At 62.6% G+C, this 19,280-nt stretch carries 14 protein-coding genes; 4 read left to right on the forward strand and 10 right to left on the reverse strand.

What is annotated here, in order from left to right; genetic code table 11:
* Positions 1-7 precede the first annotated feature (7 nt).
* Both J5274_RS20705 and J5274_RS20710 read left to right on the forward strand, forming a co-directional pair.
* Positions 8-1,108, forward strand: a complete 1,101-nt coding sequence (locus J5274_RS20705; protein ID WP_219275617.1) for a Gfo/Idh/MocA family protein — start codon at positions 8-10, stop codon at positions 1,106-1,108.
* Between the two features lie 17 nt (positions 1,109-1,125).
* The gene (locus J5274_RS20710; protein ID WP_142830939.1) at positions 1,126-1,767 is read left to right on the forward strand and encodes a ThuA domain-containing protein; all 642 of its coding nucleotides are present in this window, start codon (positions 1,126-1,128) and stop codon (positions 1,765-1,767) included.
* 114 nt (positions 1,768-1,881) lie between these two features.
* Here the strand turns inward: J5274_RS20710 and J5274_RS20715 are convergent, their stop codons facing one another.
* The 9 genes from J5274_RS20715 to fdhA all read right to left on the reverse strand — a co-directional run bounded on the left by J5274_RS20715 (position 1,882) and on the right by fdhA (position 14,454).
* Positions 1,882-3,126, reverse strand: a complete 1,245-nt coding sequence (locus tag J5274_RS20715) for an MFS transporter (protein ID WP_219275618.1) — start codon at positions 3,124-3,126, stop codon at positions 1,882-1,884.
* A 186-nt stretch (positions 3,127-3,312) separates the two neighbouring features.
* The gene (rsgA, locus tag J5274_RS20720; protein WP_257625735.1) at positions 3,313-4,326 is read right to left on the reverse strand and encodes a ribosome small subunit-dependent GTPase A; all 1,014 of its coding nucleotides are present in this window, start codon (positions 4,324-4,326) and stop codon (positions 3,313-3,315) included.
* A 121-nt stretch (positions 4,327-4,447) separates the two neighbouring features.
* Positions 4,448-5,110, reverse strand: coding sequence for a DUF2161 domain-containing phosphodiesterase (locus J5274_RS20725; RefSeq protein WP_219275619.1), 663 nt, complete (start codon positions 5,108-5,110; stop codon positions 4,448-4,450).
* A gap of 97 nt (positions 5,111-5,207) precedes the next feature.
* Complete coding sequence (locus J5274_RS20730; protein ID WP_219275620.1) at positions 5,208-6,836, reverse strand: Na+/H+ antiporter; 1,629 nt, start codon at positions 6,834-6,836, stop codon at positions 5,208-5,210.
* Positions 6,837-6,967: 131 nt separating this feature from the next.
* Entirely contained in the window at positions 6,968-8,941 is a 1,974-nt protein-coding gene (locus J5274_RS20735) for a heavy metal translocating P-type ATPase (RefSeq protein ID WP_219275621.1), read from the reverse strand.
* Positions 8,938-9,978 (reverse strand): SPFH domain-containing protein, encoded by a 1,041-nt coding sequence (locus J5274_RS20740; protein WP_219275622.1) that lies wholly within the window; start codon positions 9,976-9,978, stop codon positions 8,938-8,940. Before J5274_RS20740 ends, J5274_RS20735 begins: the two co-directional genes overlap by 4 nt.
* 1 nt (position 9,979) lies before the next feature.
* Positions 9,980-11,005, reverse strand: a complete 1,026-nt coding sequence (hflC, locus tag J5274_RS20745; RefSeq protein WP_219275623.1) for a protease modulator HflC — start codon at positions 11,003-11,005, stop codon at positions 9,980-9,982.
* Positions 11,002-13,020 (reverse strand): protease modulator HflK, encoded by a 2,019-nt coding sequence (gene hflK / locus J5274_RS20750; protein ID WP_219275624.1) that lies wholly within the window; start codon positions 13,018-13,020, stop codon positions 11,002-11,004. Before hflK ends, hflC begins: the two co-directional genes overlap by 4 nt.
* 249 nt (positions 13,021-13,269) lie before the next feature.
* Positions 13,270-14,454 carry a formaldehyde dehydrogenase, glutathione-independent gene (gene fdhA / locus J5274_RS20755; RefSeq protein WP_142830947.1) on the reverse strand — a complete coding sequence of 395 codons (1,185 nt, stop codon included), beginning with the start codon at positions 14,452-14,454 and terminating at the stop codon, positions 13,270-13,272.
* Positions 14,455-14,736: 282 nt separating this feature from the next.
* Between fdhA and J5274_RS20760 the strand changes: the two genes are divergently transcribed.
* Both J5274_RS20760 and J5274_RS20765 read left to right on the forward strand, forming a co-directional pair.
* A complete protein-coding gene (locus tag J5274_RS20760; protein ID WP_219275625.1) occupies positions 14,737-15,918 on the forward strand; it encodes an acetate/propionate family kinase in 1,182 nt (393 codons plus the stop codon).
* Positions 15,919-16,046: 128 nt separating this feature from the next.
* Positions 16,047-18,419, forward strand: a complete 2,373-nt coding sequence (locus tag J5274_RS20765; protein ID WP_257625736.1) for a phosphoketolase — start codon at positions 16,047-16,049, stop codon at positions 18,417-18,419.
* A 37-nt stretch (positions 18,420-18,456) separates the two neighbouring features.
* On the opposite strand, the gene J5274_RS20770 is transcribed toward J5274_RS20765, so the two are convergent.
* Positions 18,457-19,188 (reverse strand): response regulator, encoded by a 732-nt coding sequence (locus J5274_RS20770; protein WP_142830950.1) that lies wholly within the window; start codon positions 19,186-19,188, stop codon positions 18,457-18,459.
* Between the last annotated feature and the right edge of the window lie 92 nt (positions 19,189-19,280).

The raw sequence follows: 19,280 nt of genomic DNA on the forward strand, positions 1-19,280 counted from the left end.
GGCAGTTATGGAAAAAGTTGGAATCGGCATTATCGGCTGCGGGAATATATCCGGCGCCTACCTGAAAGCCATGAGATCGTTCCCCATTCTCGATATCAAAGGCGTGGCGGACCTCAATCGCGACCTGGCGGAGGCAAAGGCTGCGGAATTCGGCCTGAAAGCGGTCGACATCGCAGAGCTTTTCGCCGATCCGGCGGTTGAGATCATCGTCAACCTGACCATCCCGAAGGCCCATGTGGCTGTCGCCCTGCAAGCGCTCGATGCGGGAAAACACACCTATTCGGAAAAACCGCTCGGCATCAACTTCAATGAGGGCAAACGCCTTGCCGATGCTGCCGCGGCGAAGGGGCTGAGGATCGGTGCTGCGCCGGACACATTCCTCGGCGGCGGCCACCAGACGGCGCGTGCCATCATCGATGAGGGCGCCATCGGGCAGCCGGTCGGTGGTACCGCGACCTTCATGTGCCCCGGCCACGAGCGCTGGCATCCAAGCCCGGATTTCTATTACGAGGTCGGCGGCGGCCCCATGCTCGATATGGGACCCTATTATATCACCGATCTTGTCAATCTGCTCGGTCCGGTCTCGCAGGTGGCCGGCTTCGCCACGACCCCGCGCAAGGAGCGCATCATCACCAGCGCGCCGCGCAACGGCCAGTATATCCCCGTGCATGTCGCGACCCATGTCGCCGGCGTCATGGCTTTCGCAAATGGCGCCATCGTACAGATCGGCATGAGCTTCGATGTCGCTGGCCACAAACATGTTCCGATCGAAATCTACGGGACGGAAGGCACGCTTCTCGTGCCCGATCCGAACCACTTCGGCGGATCGGTGGAATATCTGAAGAAGGGCGGCGAGTTCGAGACCCGCGAGATTACAGGACCTTATGCAGACGGCAACTACCGCTCGCTCGGGGTTGCTGACATGGCACATGCCATTCGCTCGAACCGACCGCATCGCGCCAGCGCAAGCCTGGCGCTGCATGTGCTGGAGGTGATGGAAGCCTTCCAGACCGCGTCCGATACCGGCCGTACGGTCAGCATCGCCACTGAGACCGGGCGTCCCGCTTCCCTGTCCGAATCCCTTGTGGACGGGCTGATCGGGCAATGAAACAGGAGAACAGTACAATGCGCGAAGCACTTATCGTTTGGGGCGGCTGGAGCGGTCACGAGCCGCAGGAATGCGCCCATATCGTCCGCGACATTCTCGAAGAGGATGGTTTCAAGGTCTATCTGGAAAACAGCACGGAAGCGTTTGCCGATCCATCCATCCACGACCTGAGCCTGATCGTGCCGATCGTCACGATGTCGAAGATCGAGAAGGAGGAGGTAAAGAACCTGGCCGCTGCTGTCGAGAGCGGTGTTGGTATCGCCGGTTATCACGGCGGTGCGGGCGACAGCTTTCGCGATAGCGTCGACTACCAGTTCATCATCGGCGGCCAGTGGGTGGCCCATCCCGGTAACATCATCGATTACACCGTCAATATCACCAAGCCGGACGATCCGATCATGGAGGGGATCGAGGACTTTCCTTACACCTCCGAGCAATACTACATGCATGTCGACCCATCGAACGAGGTGCTGGCAACGACCACCTTTACCGGCGAGCATGCCTACTGGATCAACGGTGTCGTTATGCCGGTCGCCTGGAAACGCCACTATGGCAAAGGCCGGGTCTTCTATTCGTCGCTCGGGCACCAGGCCAAGGAGTTTTCGGTGTCGCAGATGAGAACGATTTTCCATCGCGGCATGAATTGGGCGGCAAGGTGATTGGCGGACTGAATGCTGCCCTATGGCGCTCGGGCGAGCGCCATAGGGAAAGTTGAACAGGGCGCACAGCGCGAATAAGGGAACCGGGTTTGACGGTCGATCTCATCCAATCCGTCAAATGCCGGCACTAAACTCCTCCGCCTGCCTTGCGCGGTGGCGGCGACCTTTGCCTATATCTGGCAGGAAGACGGTGAGAAGCCCTAGGAGCGGCAGGTAGGAGCAGATGCTATAGACGTAGGCGATGCCCTTGTGGTCGGCGACAATGCCGAGCCCGGCAGCGCCGATCCCGCCGATGCCGAAGGCAAAGCCGAAAAATAGTCCGGCGATCGTGCCCACCCTGCCGGGCACCAGTTCCTGCGCAAAGACGATGATTGCTGAAAATGCCGAGGCGAGGATGACGCCGATGATGACGGTGAGCACCACCGTGACCTCATAGTTGGCATAGGGGAGCGCGAGGGTGAACGGCAAGGTGCCGAGGATGGAGAACCAGATCACGAACTTGGTGCCGAACCAGTCGACAGCAGGGCCGCCGGCAACGGTGCCGACCGCAACCGCCCCGAGGAACACGAACAGCAGAATCTGCGCATGCTGCACCGACACACCAAAGCGGTCGATCATATAGAACGTGTAGTAGCTCGACAGGCTGCTCATGTAGATGAATTTGGAAAAGACCAGGAATACTAGCACGATAATCGACTTGACGATGGTTGCGCGCGGGAGGGCGACGACGGCCGCGACCACCTTGCGCTTGGCGTTGGCAATGCGGTGGCGGGAATACCAGACGCCGACCCGCCACAGGACAATCATGCCGAGCAGGGCGACCAGCGAAAACCATGCAACGCTGACCTGTCCGCGCGGCAGTACGATGAAGGCTGCCAGCAGCGGTCCCATGGCCGAGCCAAAATTGCCGCCGACCTGAAACAGCGATTGCGCCAGCCCGTGACGTCCGCCGGAGGCAAGCCGCGCGACGCGCGAGGATTCGGGGTGGAACACGGCAGAACCCAGCCCGACCACGCCGGCGCCGACAAGCAGTACCCAGTAGGCATGGGCAAACGCCAGCAGCAGCAGACCGATCAGTGTAAAGCCCATGCCGACCGTCAGCGAATATGGCAGCGGCCGCTTGTCGGTATAGATGCCGATGAGCGGCTGCAGCAGCGAGGCCGTTACCTGGAAGACCAGGCCGAGGAAGCCGATCTGGGTGAAGTCGAGCCCGTAGCTATCCTTGATCATCGGATAGAGTGCCGGGATGAGAGACTGCATGGTATCGTTGAGCATATGGCAGAAGCTGACCGCCATGATGATGCCGAAAACCGTTTCCTCGGCAGTCGGCGTTGCTGTGCTCGCGGTTGTGTCGGTCATGTCAGCCTCCCGTTTGTCCACTTGAGGTTGATCAAGTAGCGCCGGGTCGGGACTGGCTCAAGCCGGGTTGGGCTTCTATCCGTCGCATCCGCGCAATTCCTGCAAAAGTGCCTGGCGATTTGGTGTCCGGAATGCGTAAAAACAAAGGGATAGAGGCTTTCACGTCTCCGTGAAAACGGAATTCCCCTAGTATTTCTTTTTGCGACCCGGAACCTTGTTGCCGCGCGGCCCCGTCTGCACCGGGGTGTTCTGGACATTTTCTTCGGAAAGCTTGCGCCAGCGATCCAGCCGTTCGGCCGAAAGCGTGCCTTCCTTGACCGCCTTCTGGACGGCGCAACCGGGCTCGTGCGCATGGGTGCAATCGCGGAACCGGCAGAAGGGAGCCAGATCGGTAATCTCGGCGAACAGCGTTTCGATGCCGAAGGAGGCGTCGCTGACATAGAGCGTCCGCATGCCGGGCGTATCGATCACCCAGCCGCCGCCGGCGATAGCGTGCAGCGAGCGAGAAGTGGTGGTGTGACGGCCCTTGGCATCCTGTTCGCGAATGCCGCCGGTCTCCTGGGTCTGCTCGCGATCAGGCCCCGCCAGCGTATTGACGAGGGTCGACTTGCCAACGCCCGAAGAACCGACCAGCGCCACCGTGCGGCCAGCTCCGCACCACGGTGCCAGTGCGCCGACTGCATCCGGAGAGCGGCCATTGAGCACGACGACGGCGAGATCGCGCTGCAGCGCCTGCGCCTGCTGCCTGTAGCTTTCGGCGTCGTCGACGGTATCGGCCTTGGTGAGCAGGATAACCGGCTCTGTTCCCGCCTGGTTGGCAAGCGCCAGATAGCGCTCGAGCCGCGAGGGATTGAAGTCGGCATTGCAGGATGTGACGATGAACAGGGTGTCGACATTGGCGGCAGCCAGCTGATTGTCCTTGCCTTCCGTGCGGCGCTGCAGCAGCGCCTTGCGGTCCAGGCGGCGGACGACGATATCGGTCTCGCGGTCTGCAAGCACCCAGTCGCCGACGGCGAACTCGCCGGTATTTGCGTGCGGCCCAAGAACGAGCTGCTCCGGCCCATGCTCTGATATGCCAGCGAGACGCGTGCGGTGAACGCCGGAAATGCGGCGCGGTTCAAGTCCGGCGTCGGCATCCTCGATCTGCGATTGGAAAAACTCAGACCAGCCGAGTGCTGCAAGCGATGCTGTATCCGTCACAGGCTGCCCCCGGGGCTTGGCGTTGCAGTCATCGGCCAGCTCCTCTTTGATACGGGCATGGACGCTGATAGCAGACCGGTCGCCGAAAGGGCAATCACTTTGGCGGCGACAATGACCAGAACTAATCGACGACCGTGACTTGCGGCCATTGCTGCAACGCCTGCCTGCCGCCCTCTGTCAGCGCGTAGACGCCTTTTTCCACCCGTTCGAACCAGCCGTAGACGTTGCGCAGCAGGATCGTTCCCGCCTGCGGTGCTACCAGTTTCATATCCTTCGGTCGGAGAGGCCCGGCCTCGAGCGCTGCGGCGATGGCAAGTGCCTGCTGGCGGTAGGCGGTCATGACGGGAATTTTGGTCGAGCCGCCGAGCATAGGGTCGCCGCGCCGCCGCTGGTGCTCCCGGACCAGCCGCGAGCGTCGCTTGGAATTGGTTCGCGGCATCGGCGTTACCGACTGGACGATGACGCTGACCACGCCTGCATCCGAGACGCCCAGCATGCCAAAGCCCAGCCGCCGGCAGAGATCGCGATAGCGACTGTCGGATTCGCGGCCCTTGCCCTTGGCCGAAATGCGGGCGGCAATCCAGACCTCGTCGCAGACGGACGCCCGGTCGACGGCTTGCAGGACGAGTTCGAGGTTGAACGTCAGCTTCAGTTCGCAGATGACGACGATGTCAGGGTCGTCGCCGCCGAGCCCCACCACATCGCAGCCGCCGATTTCGCCTTTGACCCGGTAGCCGGCACTTTCCAGAAAGGCCTTCACGGGAAGATAAAGCGTTTTTTCCAAGCTGGGTCCGACCTAAGTGATTCTGTCTCTCTTCTTTTGCAATGCCATGGCTTGCTTCGCAATGCCCGCGGAGGCCGATGCCACGTTCGAGGCGCTGCTAGCTGAGATAGCGCGCTTCGAGCAGATCCAGCTCCTGAACCAGTTTCCGCCCGGTCGCGCTACCGAGCTCGCGGGCGCGGACCTTGCGGAAAATCTCGCTGCGTTCTGCCCGGACTGCCGCCAGCCGCAACTGCATTTCTATCTTGGCGATCTCGCGCGACGTCGAGGCCGCATCTTCGGCACCCGTATGGATTTCCAGTCGCCGCCGATAGAATTCGGTCACCCGCGCTGCGGCCTCGACATAGAGATCCGTGTCGTCCTTGCCCTTGGCAAGGTTGTGCTGGACCTCCTCGACTTCCTTCATGGCGACCTGCGCCGCAGCGACCCGGGCTGCGTCCTCATCCTCTTCCCGCTTGGTTTCCTTCGGTAGCTCGAGGTTTCGCAGTAGCGGCGGCAGGAATACGGTGGCGGCGATCAGCGAAAAGACAATGACCCCCATGGCGAGGAATATCGCAAGGTCTCGTCCCGGAAAAATCGATCCGTCGTTCATGGTCAAGGGCAGGGTCAGCACGCCGGCCAGCGTCAGGGCGCCTCGCACGCCGGCGACGGAAAAGGCCGCGACAATGCGCGAACTCGTCGAATCGTGCCGCCGCTTGTCTCGAAGCAGCGTCAGTTGCAGCGAAACCCAGACCCAGACGAAACGCAGGCTGGCAAGACTGACCGTCAGGGCGAGGACGTAGGCCAGCAGCCACCACGGGTTATCGTGGCCGGTCAGCTGTACCGTCTGGTCGGCGCGCGACAGGATGCCCGGCAGTTGCTCGCCGAGGAGGACAAAGATGGTGCCGTTCAAGGCAAAGGCGATCATGTCCCACACGGCACTGCGGCGAACGCGGGTGATGGCCATGGCCCGCCCCGAATTCTCCGCGATGCTCATCGTTACCCCCGCCGAGACTGCAGCGAGGATCCCGGAGCACTTTAGATGCTCCGCGAGTAGATAGGCGGCAAACGGCATGAGCAGGCTCACCAGGATCTGCGAGCCGCTTTCCTCGCCGTAGTGCTGCGAAAGGCGCGTGCTGACCGCGTTGATCGACCAGGTGACCGCGATGCCGATCACCACCCCGCCAATCGCCACCCAAAGAAAATTCAACGTTGCGTCATAGAGCGAAAACGTGCCGGTCAGGGCGGCAGCGATGGCAAAGCGCAGGCATACAAGGCCGGATGCGTCGTTGAGAAGCGATTCGCCCTCGAGGATATGCATCATCCGCGGCGGGATCTTCACGCGCTTGGCAATGGCCGATACGGCAATCGGGTCGGTCGGAGACACAACGGCTGCGAGCGCGAAGCAGACGGCCAGCGGCATGGCAGGTATCAGCCAGTGGACGAAAAGTCCGACGCCAAGAACCGTGAAGACGACCAGCCCGAGCGCCAATTCAAGAACGATGTTCCGGTCCCGTACCAATTCCTCGCGCGGAATGCGCCATCCGTCGAGAAACAGCAGCGGCGGCAGGAACAGCAGGAAGAAGATATCCGGTTCCAGCGTGACGCTGAGATTTGCCGACAGGCCGATCGCTGCGCCAAGCACGATCTGGATCAGCGGCAAAGGCAGTGTTATCGGGATAACCCGGGATACAAGGCCGCTGACGACGATGGCCAGCAACAAAACGAGGGCGGTGGTGATGACGTCCAAGAGATGCTCGTCCTTCGATTCTGCACTATTCACGTCGGGACGAACAAAAACAACGAATGCAACTGCATTGCAATTCGCTTGCGCTGAAATTCTGCAACTAATTCATTAGCACCGTGGCGCTGGCCGCGAGATCAGGCTGCCTCTAGAGCCGCCAGCGGCTCGTCGTACCGCATCAGCCGGGCGGCATTGCCAAGCACCAGCAGGGTGCTGACATTGTGCAGGATGGCCGCCACCAGGGCGCCCTCCGTGCCGAGAAGGCCAAGGGCTGCAAGGATGACGATGGCGACCGTCCAGCCGAGGCCGATGACGACATTGGTTTGGAGGGTCTGGCGGCAAAGACGGCTTAGGCGGACTGACGTGCCGAGCCTGCGCAGATCGCTGCCGATCAGGATGATATCCGCCGAGGCAAGCGCGATGTCCGATCCGCCGACCCCCATCGCCACGCCGACGACACCCGCCTTCAGGGCAAGCGAATCGTTGATGCCATCGCCAACGACCATCGGCCGGAAACCGCTGCTGATTTCGCGCGACACCCGTGTCAGCTTGTCTTCCGGCAGTGCCTGCGCCGCAACATCGGTGATGCCGACTTCGGCTGCCAGGGTGTCTGCCACCGACCGACGGTCGCCTGTCAGCAGCAATTGCCGGGCTAGGCCAAGGTCACGCAGATCGGCCATCGCCACGGAGGCCTCCGGCTTGATGGTGTCCGACAGCAGCAGCCAGCAGGCAAAGCGTCCATCGAGCGACAGGCCGGCGATTGGGCCGTCGTGGTCGGGCGGCGGGGGTGCTGCGACCGAAAGCCGGGTAAACAATTCCGCCCGGCCGAGGGCCGCTTCGCCGCCTTCGGTCATCGCCACGACACCGAGCCCCTGGACCTCGCGCAGGCCGGTCAGCGGCAGGTAGCTCGCCTGCGGCACGAGCGAGGCGAGGGCACGGCTGACAGGGTGGCTGCTGGCAGCGCCGAGCGAGGCGGCAAGAGCCAGCAGGGTCGGTCGTTCCGCGTCGCTAACGGCATTCATCTGCTGCAAACGCAGTTGCCCGTAGGTCAGTGTTCCCGTCTTGTCGATTACCACCGATGTCAGGTCGGCCAGTTCCTCGAGGAAGGCGGAGCCGCGAATGAGGATGCCGTGCCTTGCCGCCACCGCAATGCCGGCAACGGCCGTGGCCGGAGCGGACAGGACGAGGGCGCAAGGGCAGGCGGCAACCAGCACGGCAAGCATGATCTGGTCGTCATAGGTGAGGAACCAGGCAAGGGCAGCAATCATCAGCACCAGTGAAAGATACTGATAGGCATAGCGCTCGAGCAGCCTCGTGATCGGCGGCTTGGCATTTTCGGCGCGTTGCATCAGGGCGATGACCTTGCCGAGGGTCGACTGCTCGCCGGTGCGCGTCACCTCGAGGCGCAGCAATCCATCGAGATTGATTACGCCGCCGAAAATGTCCATGCCGAGACTGACTTCGACAGGCACCGCTTCGCCGGTGATCGGCGCGGTGTCGAGACTGGCCTGGCCCTCGACGACGCGGCCATCCGCCGGAACGCGGTCGCCGGCCCTGACTTCCACGATGTGGCCGGGCTTCAGCGACGCATTGTCGATCTCCTCGATGTTGCCATCGGAAGTTACCCGGCGGGCAAGGCTGCGGGTTAGCTGGGCCAAGGCGTCCATCGCCTCCTTCGATCCGATGACGCTTCGCTCCTCCAGCACATGGCCGAAGATCATGATGATCGGCAGCAATGCTGCGGTCAGAAGGTCGCCCGTGGCCCAGGCGGCGAGCATCGCCAGCGCAATCAGCTGGTCGGTGATGCCGTGCAGGCTTGGATGGCGCAGGCTGTGCCACGCCGAGCGGATGACAGGCACGGAGACGATGATCGATGCTGCGGCAAACAACAGCTGGCCGATGCCGGCCTCGTCGGGCAGCAGCCAGCGCCAGCCAAGACCGAGTACCAGCAGCCCGACGGCCACCATGGCCAGCAGCAGCTGGAAACCGACGCTCTTCTTTTCGTTCGCTGTCAGCAGGCCGGTGCCGAAGACATGGCTGTGCGCGTGCGAATGCCCGTGGCCGTGATGGGACCCGTGACCATGATGGGAATGTCCGGATGCCTCGCTCATTTTTCTACCCCCTGCAGAATGAGCCGGGCATCGTCGCGCGGATCGATGGTGACGATGGAGCCCGCTTGCGACAGGATGGTTGCGATCCTTGCGCGGTAGAGGCGCTGCAGCAGGCCTGGGTCGCTGTTGCTGCTTTGCGTGGTCGCAAGACCGGTGATCGTGGCTGTGTCGGTGCGGGCCTTGCCCACCCGCTCGGTTGCCTGCGCCTGGGCCAGCTTGACGACGAGATCGGCGGCCTGCGCAGCCGCCTGGTTCTGCTTTGCGGCATCGTTACGGGCGGCAGCGATGGCCTGCTCCGCCTGCTGGCTGGCGGTCAGGACGCCGTCGAAGGCTGCAATCGCTGAAGCTGGCAATGACGACTGGACGTCTGCACGTTCAACCTCGATGCCGAGCCCGAGGCCCTGCGTTGCCAGCGCGCGAAGGCCGTCGTTGATGCCGATGACCAGGTCGGCCCGCAGCCGTTCGCGCCTCTCGGCAACCCCGCTGTCGGCGGCGACCAGCTCGGGCCTGGCGACCAGGATGCTGTCGAGATCGCGGGAGGCGCAGACCATCACCGCGCTGCGTGTCGCAAGCCGGTCCAGCGTCGGTATCACGTGAGCGCCCTGGAGGACGTAGGCAACAGGATCGGTGACGCGATAGAAGACCCTCACATCGAGATGAACGGCGCTGGCATCGGCGGTCAGCAGATAGCCCGATCCGGCCTCCGCGTCGCTCTGGAGACCTGTATTGGAAGTTACGAGGTCGGCTGTCGGTGACCTCAGCAGACCTTCGACCTTGCGCTCAATCACCTGTGCAGCATCGGGTACGAGCAAAACCCGCTCGAAAGGCTGTGGCCAGGCAAGCGTCAGGCCGGCGTTCTGGACGCGGTTCAAGGCGCCGAAACGCATCACGACAGCGCGGCTCTGGGGCGGGATCTGGCGGATATTCGATGTCGCCCAGGAGATCGCGGCTATCAGCATGATGCCGAACATTGCCATGAAGGCGAGCCGCACTGCCTGCATATGCGGCGCCGCTTTGGTGTTTCGCATGCCGGACATGTTACTGCTTCCCGGGGTCTGGCGAAGGCGGTGTTGGGGCTCGTGGAGCCGAGAGCGGCGGTCCGTCTATCAGGGCCCGGAACGGCGCAGCATCGGTGCGCAGGATCAGCCGCGTGTTGGCGTTGACGATCGTTCCCAGCGTATCCAGGGATCGGAGCATCTCGTAGAGTTCGGGCGCGGTCTTGTAGGCCGCCCCGTAGATCTCGGCAGCCTCGACGCGGGACCTGGCTTCTATACCGGCCGCCTTGACCGAGGCGTCGGCCTGCAGCACCCGTGCGTCCCGTTCCGCTGCAGAGCGGATTTCCGCTGCCTGTCGCTTGCCGACCGCAGCCCGCTCGGTTGCTATCGTTTCACGCTCGGCGCGCATCCGGTCGACGGTCGCATCCAGCGTGACCGATGGCAGCGTCAGGCGCTCGATACCGACCTCGACAACGCGGACGCCATAAGTATCAAGCAATGATTGGGCAATCTGGTCCTTCAGCCGCGATTCCAGAGCCGAAATCTGTAGCTTTGAAGGATCCGGGTTTATCAGCGCCGAGAGGTCGTAGTTGGCAGCCACGGTTTCGAGCGACGAACCGAGAAACGTGCGGATCTGGGCTGCAGCCTGGTCGGGCTGGTTCTCGACCGAGCGAACGAAGCGCTTTACGTCTTCCCCATCCGGCGGCACCTGCCAGATCGCATAGACCTCGGCAATCACGCGCAACCCGTCCCTGGTGCCGACATCCTGCAGCCCGCTCGAGGTGGACTTGGCGCGCAGGTCGACATCGATCGTCGTTTCGAAGGGCAGGGGATAGCGCAACGCCAGCCCCGGCTCGATCAGGACGCGGGTCGGATTTCCGAAGCGGGTGATGATCGTCGCTGCGCCGGAGCGAACCTGGACGACGCAGGCCGCTGCGACGACGATCAGCGCCAGTCCGACGGCGAGCACGACCCGATACCAACGGAAGGGCATCGCCTCGCTGCCGTGCTCATGATGGTCGTGGTGATGATTGTGATCGTGATCGTCGTGCTGATGCACATGGGTCATGGCTCGACCTCGTCGTTTGCTGCGGGGGCGCCGGCCTTGGGGGCTGCGTCCGGGTCAATCGGCATCGTCATGCTTCTGAGATCGATGGTCGGCGCTATCTCTCCGCCGATGCGATGGTCGAGGATGAGCGCCTTCGCCTGGCCCAGGCCCGATGTCAGCTGAGTGAAATAGGCCTCGTCGAGGAACACCTGTCCGACGTTACGGTAAGCGGTCTGCTCGGCCTCGAACCGCAGCCTGGCGACGTCTGCCGCAGCAACGCTTTCACGCGCCGTGGCGGTGGCCTTGTCGCGCCCGAGGCTGGCGATGCGCTGCGCCTCATTGGCCGATTGGGCGGCAAAGCCGCGCTCGCGGGCGACCAGCGCCTGTGCGGTGATCTCTGCAGCCTGGACGGCGTGGTAGGCATTTGCGGCCCCTGCCGGCGGGTGGATGGCCTCGACCACCACTGCCAGCACTTCTATGCCGCTCTGAAGATGATCGAGGTCCGTCCGGATGGCAGCGGCAATTTCGTCCGCCATCTCCAGCCGACCTGAGCCCAGCACATCGTCGAGGGTCCGGACGGCAAAATCATGCACCAGCACGCGACTGGCCGTCGCCTCCATCAGCGCCGGGATATCGGCCGTGTGATAGGCGGCGTCGAGGGCTGCCCGGTCGGACAGGCCGATGCGGTAGACGAAGCGCACATCCATGTTGACGATCTGGAAGCTCTGCTTGCCCTCGGACCGGCTGGCGATGATCTGCGACTTCTCGCTGATATGGGTTCCATCCCACAGCCTGTTGGCACTTGCCGGTGCCGGTCCCTCGGCATCGGGCGCCGAAGGATCGCCGCCGTCGCTGACCACGGAGGTTGCGAGTTCGTGGACAATGCCGTTTTCGATAGGGACGATCCGTCCGAAGGGCCAGGGCAACCCGACATGCAGTCCGGGATGGATGACCGCGATGGGTCTCCCGAAGCGCTCGTAGATGCCACGTCCGCTCATCGGCACGGCGGTCACGCCGCTGAGAAGCCAGCCGACAACGGCGATCGCCAACGCGACGGCCGGGAAAGTCCTGCCGATGAAGGTCAATGCCCAGATCTGCCGCAGATCGATGCCATGCCGGGTGCGCAATTCCGTCTGCAATGCCGTCAGCGGGCGGGGCGGCCAGCGCAAGATGCCGGCAAACAGGCTTTCGGCAAGCAATTGTGGCGGCCGTTCATCGCTCTGCGGGCCAAACATCGCAACGACGGCGCGCACGGCAAACTCAAGTCCCACCAGTATCGACAGGCAGGCAAGCAGGGCCGGCACCTTGACGGCCCAGAGATAGCCGGAGCCCGCCAGCAGCAGGGAAAATGCCGAAAGCGCCAGTGTGACGATCGGCAGCCGGGCGAGGAGCATCAGCGATTGGGCTTCGGGCCATTCGTCGGCATCGGCGGCGGCAAAGCCGCGCTCGACCACCAGCAGTCCGAAGGCGACAACCAGGCAGAGGCCGCTGATCGTACAGGCCATGGGGCCGAGGAAAAACGGCTGGGCGACCCAGGAGAGAGTGTTGAAGGCAACGAGCATCGAAAGAATAGCAAGGGCTGCAAGCGATGCTGCGCGTGCACCGAGGCGGTGTATGGAGGAGGCGGCGAGCATGGCGATCTTGCCGCTGAGACGCTCGATACGATCCTGCGACGGGCCGTCGCCGGGCTCTGTCGTGTTCCATGGTCGTAGTAGTAGGCCGCGCAGATGCTGCGACCACGCCGGTGCTGCCAGGCTCGAAAGCCCGGCCTTTCGCCGACGCCAATCGGCCACCTCGATGGCGGATCGCAGCCCGGTCGCAAACAGCATCAGGGCTGCGGCGTTACAGCCAAAGAAGGTCGGCCAGATCGATGCGGGGGCAAATGCGCCGGTTGCCCAACTGGCAATGAGGAAGACGGCCGCAGCGAGCCATACCCGCCCGACATGCGTCGAGAGGGCACGGGCCTGGATTGCAGCGCGCTGATATCGCGGGGATGTGTCCGGATCGCTGTCCGGGCTGCCGAAGGATTTGTTCATCTGCACTGTTCGAGCACGACGCCGCGTGTATCTGAAGACATTGGACCGGCAGGATGACCCGATCGGCAGCCAGATTACTAGGCGCCTTCCGACCCCGATGCTAGAGCCTGTCGCGTGTAGCGCTTCAATTTCGCGGCAGTAAGGTCGATGCGAAGCCACATTCCCCCATGGCGGGTGCAAGGGATAGACAGTTCGCCCGGCAAACGGGACATGCGCGCGAGTGTTGCCCGCATGTCCCTCACATGCCGGTCAGGCGGCAAGCATTCCGTGGGGATCGAGCACGAATTTCTGTGCCGCCCCCTGATCGAAGCTTTCGTAGCCCTGCGCTGCTTCTTCCAGCGAAATGATCTTTGCGTTGACGATATCGGCGATGGGCAGTCGGTCGTGCAGGATCGCCTGCATCAGCTGCCTGTTGTACTTGATGACGGGTGTCTGGCCTGTGTGGAAGGACTGCGCCTTCGCCCAGCCCAATCCGAACCGCATCGACAGGTTGCCGAGCTTTGCGGCGCTATCGACGGCGCCGGGGTCTTCCGTCACGTAAAGCCCGGGAATGCCGATGGAGCCTGCAGCGCGGGTGATTTCCATCATCTGGTTGAGGACGATGGCCGGCTGTTCGCCACCGGCGTGCCCGCGCGCTTCGAAACCGACGGCGTCGATCGCGCTGTCGACCTCGTTGCTGCCGGTCACCTCGGCGATCATGTCGCCCAGCCTGTCGCTGGCGGACAGATCGATCGGCTCGAAGCCGACTTTGGCGGCGTGCGCCAGCCTCTCCTTGTTGAAATCGCCGATCATCACGACGGCGGCGCCGAGAATACGCGCAGAGGCTGCGGCTGCGAGGCCAACCGGTCCGGCACCGGCAACATAGACGGTCGAGCCGACCCCGACGCCCGCCTTGACGGCACCGTGAAATCCGGTTGGCAGGATATCGGACAACATTGTGAGATCACGGATCTTGGCCATGGCCTTGTCACGGTCCGGAAACTTCAGAAGGTTGAAGTCGGCATAGGGGATCGTCACGTAACGGGCCTGCCCGCCGATCCAGCCGCCCATGTCGACATAGCCGTAGGCGCCGCCGGCACGCGCCGGATTGACGGTCAGGCAGACGCCGGTGTCCTGCGCCTTGCAGCAGCGGCAGCGGCCGCAGGCGACGTTGAACGGCACAGAGACGATGTCGCCGATCTCGAGCATTTCGACATCGATGCCCTTCTCGATGATCTCGCCGGTGATTTCATGGCCGAGGACCAGGCCAGGCAGGGCGGTCGTGCGACCGCGTACCATATGCTGGTCGGAGCCGCAGATATTGGTCGAGATGACTTTCAGGATGACGCCGTGCTCGATCCGCCGACCGTTCGGGGCCTCGAGTTTGGGGTCGTCGATATCCCGGACCTCTACCTTGCCGGGGTTCAGATAGACCACGCCTCTGTTCTTGCTCATGATGATCTCCTCCATTGTTTGCCTGATCGACTCCTCTCGACGCAGGCAAGTGATCGTAGCGCGATTTTCGTCCGTTGGGTTGCCAATGTTCGAGGTCGCGTGGACATTATTCCATTGAACAGCGCTCCGCGGGCCACCGGCCTGCGACGTCGGCTGTCTCGCACAGGGCAAGGCGCGCAATTTTCCGATACACCGATATGCGCGATCTCTCACCGCGCAGGCCCGTCATCTGCTACCGTGACGACAGCATCGGCCTTGGGTCGACAATGGAGCATGTCGAACATGGCGTCACCCGGTATTCTCCTCACGTTCAACGCGGGCTCGTCGTCCGTCAAGATCGGCATTTTCGAGATCGAAGACGCAACCGCCAGGATGATCGGCAAGGCCGTCATCGACCTCAGGGCAAAACCGCTGGTGTTCGAGGTCAGCCAGGGTCCCGAGCCCTTCGCGGCCGAGATGGAAAGCACGGTGACGGCCGATCTGCATGAAGTCATCGACGAAGCCTTTAAAATCCTGGCCGGCCATTTCGAGATGGATGCCATGGTTGCCGCCGGCCACCGCGTCGTGCATGGCGGAGACAGGTTCCTCGAAGCCGTCAAGCTCGACGACAGCGTCATCGATGCCATCGAGGCATTGACCCCGCTGGCACCGCTGCACCAGCCGGAGGCACTGCGCTTCATCCGCGCTGTCCGGCATCTGCGCCCAGACCTGGCGCAATCGGCCTCGTTCGACACGGCCTTCCACGGGACGCAGGACGAGCTTGTGCGACGCCTCGCCATTCCGCGCGCGCTGCATGACGAGGGCATCAAGCGTTACGGGTTCCACGGTCTCTCCTACAAATTCGTGGCCGCGGAACTTTCCCGTCGGGCCGAAAAGTCGGTCGGCAAAACCGTGATCGCCCATCTCGGCAGTGGCGCGAGCCTCTGCGCGCTGGAAGATGGGGTCAGCCGAGATTGCAGCATGGGCTTTTCCACCCTCGACGGCATACCCATGGCAACCCGGCCCGGATGGCTGGACGCTGGAGTCGTGCTGCATCTGATCGGCCAGAAGAAGATGGCCTATGCCGAGGTTGAGGATCTGCTTTATCATCGATCCGGCCTGCTCGGTGTGTCTGGCACCAGTGCCGATACGCGGGCGCTGCTGGCGGACGACCGACCGCAGGCAGCCGAGGCCATCGATCTCTTTGCGCTGAGGATCGCCGGCGAGATCGGCAGGATGGCCTCGACGCTCGGCGGTGTCGATACGCTGGTGTTCACGGCCGGCATCGGCGAGCATCAAGCGGCCATCCGGGAAAAAATCGTCACGCGTCTTGCCTGGCTCGGAGCGCTGATCGATGAGTCGGCCAATGCAGAGAACGCGTTCGTCATCAGCAAAGCCGAAAGCCGGATCGCAATCCATGTCGTCGCCACCAACGAGGAGCAGGTAATCGCCGACGAAGCCTTGTCGATTATCGGCCGAATTTGATCCATGTCAGATTATTGACGTCCGGTTGCGTTAGTATCGCGGACGAAGCCTAGCCGTGTGGGCCCGGCGGTTGCACCGCTTCGGTCGTCATTATCAGGCCATGTGTACAATCGACATGAGGGATCACGATGGACGGGAACACAAAGTCGGTAGCAATGCCGCTCAGTGCCGAAGAACTTCACTGCATGGATGCCTGGTGGCGGGCGGCGAACTACCTCAACATCGGTCAGATCTACCTGTCCGCAAATCCCCTGCTGCGCGAAGAGCTGACCGTAGACCATATCAAGCCGCGGCTGCTCGGCCACTGGGGAACGTCGCCCGGCCTCAACCTGATCTATGTCCACCTCAATCGGCTGATCAAGAAATACGATCTGGACACGATCTATATGGCAGGCCCAGGCCATGGGGGCCCTGCCTTGATCGCCAACGTCTGGCTGGAAGGCAGCTATACGGAGTTCTATCCTGACATTACCCGCGACGAAGCAGGCATGCTGCGGCTCTTCCGGCAGTTCTCGACGCCCGGGGGCGTTCCGAGCCATGTCAGCGTCCCGACGCCCGGCTCGATCCACGAGGGCGGTGAACTCGGCTATGTGCTGGTGCACGCTTTTGGCGCCGTCATGGACAATCCGGACCTGCTGGTCGCCGCCGTCGTCGGCGATGGCGAAGCCGAGACCGGGCCGCTTGCGGGCAGCTGGAAGAGCATCGATTTCATCAATCCCACCCGTGACGGCGCGGTGCTGCCGATCCTGCATCTCAACGGCTACAAGATTTCCGGCCCGACGGTCTGGGCCAGGCACAGCGACGAGGACCTGACCAAATTCTTCGAGGGCCAGGGTTACGAGCCCTATTTCGTCGAGGGCGATGTGCCCGAAAAAGTCCACCAGGCATTTGCGTCGGTGCTCGAAACTGCAGTGCTGGAGATCCGCGAGATCCAGTCGAAGGCACGCAGCGGTGCCTCGCATGGGCGACCGCAATGGCCGGTGATCGTCTTGCGGACGCCAAAAGGCTGGACGGGACCGAAGGTTGTCGACGGCCTGCAGATCGAAGGCACGTTCCGCGCCCATCAGGTGCCCGTTTCGGACGTCCTGACCAAGCCGGAGCATCTTCAAATCCTCGATGATTGGCTTCGCAGCTACAAGCCGGAGGAGCTTTTCGATGACGCGGGATGCTTCCGCGCGGAATTTGCCGATCTTGCACCTGCCGGCAATCGCCGCATGGGCTCCAACCCCAACGCCAATGGCGGCCTGCTGACGGTGCCTTTGAAACTACGGGATTTCGAGAACTATCAGTTCAAGTTCGAGGAGCGTGCCCGCCAACGCATCGGCTCTACCAGCGTTCTCGGCAACTATCTGCGCGATATCTACGAGGACAACCCGCATAATTTCCGGCTGTTCTGCCCCGATGAGACCAATTCGAACCGGCTCGGCGCCATCTTCGACGTTTCCGACCGATGCCTGGTCAGCGAGATCCTGCCCGGTGACGATCACGTGTCGCATGATGGGCGGGTGATGGAAGTACTCAGCGAGCACTGCTGCCACGGCTGGCTGGAGGGCTACACGCTGACCGGCCGTCACGGCCTGTTTGCGACTTACGAGGCCTTCGCCATGATCGTCGATTCCATGTCGATGCAGCACGGCAAGTGGCTCGAACACGCAAAGCGGGTGCCATGGCGCGCCGACGTTCCGTCGCTCAATTACTTGCTGACCTCCACCTGCTGGCGCAACGATCATAACGGTTTCAGCCATCAGGGGCCCGGCTTCATCGATACCGTCATCCACCGCAAGCCGACCGTAGCGCGCGTCTATCTGCCGGCCGATGCCAATTGCCTGCTGTCGGTTGCCGATCATTGCCTCAGAAGCGTCAACTACCTGAACCTGATCGTCATCGACAAGCAGCCGCAGTTGCAATGGCTGACGATAGACGAAGCCAAGGTCCATTGTGCCAAGGGCGCCAGCGTCTGGGACATGTACAGCAACCAGCCGGACGAACCGGATGTCGTGCTGGCCTGCGCCGGCGACATCCCGACGCAGGAGACGATAGCCGCTGCCTGGATGCTCCGGAAGCACGCGCCCGCCCTCAAGGTGCGTGTTGTCAACGTGGTCGACCTGATGCGGCTGTCACCGGCTGACCGCCATCCCCATGGCATGACGGATGCCGATTTCACCGACATCTTCACGCAGACGGCGCCGGTCATTTTCACCTTCCACGGCTACCCCGGCGTCATCCACGATCTGCTGCATGGACGTGACGCCCATGATCGCTTCCACGTTCGCGGTTATCTCGAGGAGGGAACGACGACGACGCCATTCGACATGGTGGTTCTGAACAGGATCAGCAGGCTGCATCTCTGCCTGGATGTCCTGCGCTATGTGCCGGGCGCGCTGATCGAGCATGGAGAAATTGCGACCCTCTGCACCGAGATGCTAAAAGAGCACGATCGCTATATCCGCGCGCACTTCGACGACCTGCCCGAGATCAAGGATTGGGTCTGGTCGGACTAGCAGTCATCAAGATAATGGCAGCGAATGACCGTCGCCCTCATTCGCTGCTGTCGTCGCGGCCGCTGAACACGTAGCCGATGCCCCGCACCGACTTGATAATTTCCGGCTTTTTCGGATCGCGCTCGATCTTCTTGCGCAGACGGGCGATTTGGGCGTCGATCGTCCGGTCGAAGGCTTCGAGATTGCGGCCCCGGGTCATGTCCATGAGGGCCTGTCGCGTCAGGACCCGTCGGGGGCTTCTCGCCAGAACCGCGAGCATGTCGAACTCACCCGTCGTCAACTCGATGTTAGCATGGTCGCTCGAGGACAGGACGCGCCGGTCGATGTCCAGTGTAAAGCCGTCGAAACGGATCAGCTCCCTCACCTCTACCGGGGCTGCCGGCATTGGACGACGGCGGCGCAGGATCGTCCGGACGCGGGCAAGGACTTCCCGCAGGTGAAAGGGTTTTGCGATGTAATCGTCGGCACCGATCTCCAGTCCGACGATCCGGTCGATGACATCGTCCCGGCCGGTCAGCATGATGATCGGAATGTCGGAGCCGGCCCGGATATCCCGCGCCAGCGTCAGTCCATCGTCGCCGGGCAGCACGAGGTCGAGAAGTATGGCGTCGAATGCCATCGTCGTCATGGCCCGCTTCATCGATTTGCCGTCATGGGCAACGGTGACCCCGTAGCCTTCTTCCTCGAAATACCGCTGCAGCATCTGGCAAATTCGCGGGTCGTCATCGACGACAAGGATATGAATTTTCGAAATCAAATCATCAGGCATGGCGTCGCCGATCGTAAACGCGGGGCGGCTGTTACAGTCCGTTACAATTTGGCACTGTTTATCACAGCGGCATCGTTCCTACGTAACGGGCG

Source organism: Rhizobium sp. L51/94 (genome assembly GCF_019355555.1).
GTDB classification, from domain to species: Bacteria; Pseudomonadota; Alphaproteobacteria; order Rhizobiales; family Rhizobiaceae; genus Rhizobium; species Rhizobium rhododendri.

Coding starts and splice junctions, on each gene's coding strand:
- J5274_RS20710 (WP_142830939.1), top strand. CDS start 1,126: ATGCGCGAAGCACTTATCGTTTGGGGCGGCTGGAGCGGTCACGAGCCG.
- J5274_RS20715 (WP_219275618.1), bottom strand. CDS start 3,126: ATGACCGACACAACCGCGAGCACAGCAACGCCGACTGCCGAGGAAACG.
- J5274_RS20740 (WP_219275622.1), bottom strand. CDS start 9,978: ATGTCCGGCATGCGAAACACCAAAGCGGCGCCGCATATGCAGGCAGTG.
- J5274_RS20735 (WP_219275621.1), bottom strand. CDS start 8,941: ATGAGCGAGGCATCCGGACATTCCCATCATGGTCACGGGTCCCATCAC.
- J5274_RS20770 (WP_142830950.1), bottom strand. CDS start 19,188: ATGCCTGATGATTTGATTTCGAAAATTCATATCCTTGTCGTCGATGAC.
- hflK (WP_219275624.1), bottom strand. CDS start 13,020: ATGAACAAATCCTTCGGCAGCCCGGACAGCGATCCGGACACATCCCCG.
- J5274_RS20705 (WP_219275617.1), top strand. CDS start 8: ATGGAAAAAGTTGGAATCGGCATTATCGGCTGCGGGAATATATCCGGC.
- fdhA (WP_142830947.1), bottom strand. CDS start 14,454: ATGAGCAAGAACAGAGGCGTGGTCTATCTGAACCCCGGCAAGGTAGAG.
- J5274_RS20765 (WP_257625736.1), top strand. CDS start 16,047: ATGGACGGGAACACAAAGTCGGTAGCAATGCCGCTCAGTGCCGAAGAA.
- J5274_RS20760 (WP_219275625.1), top strand. CDS start 14,737: ATGGCGTCACCCGGTATTCTCCTCACGTTCAACGCGGGCTCGTCGTCC.
- hflC (WP_219275623.1), bottom strand. CDS start 11,005: ATGACCCATGTGCATCAGCACGACGATCACGATCACAATCATCACCAC.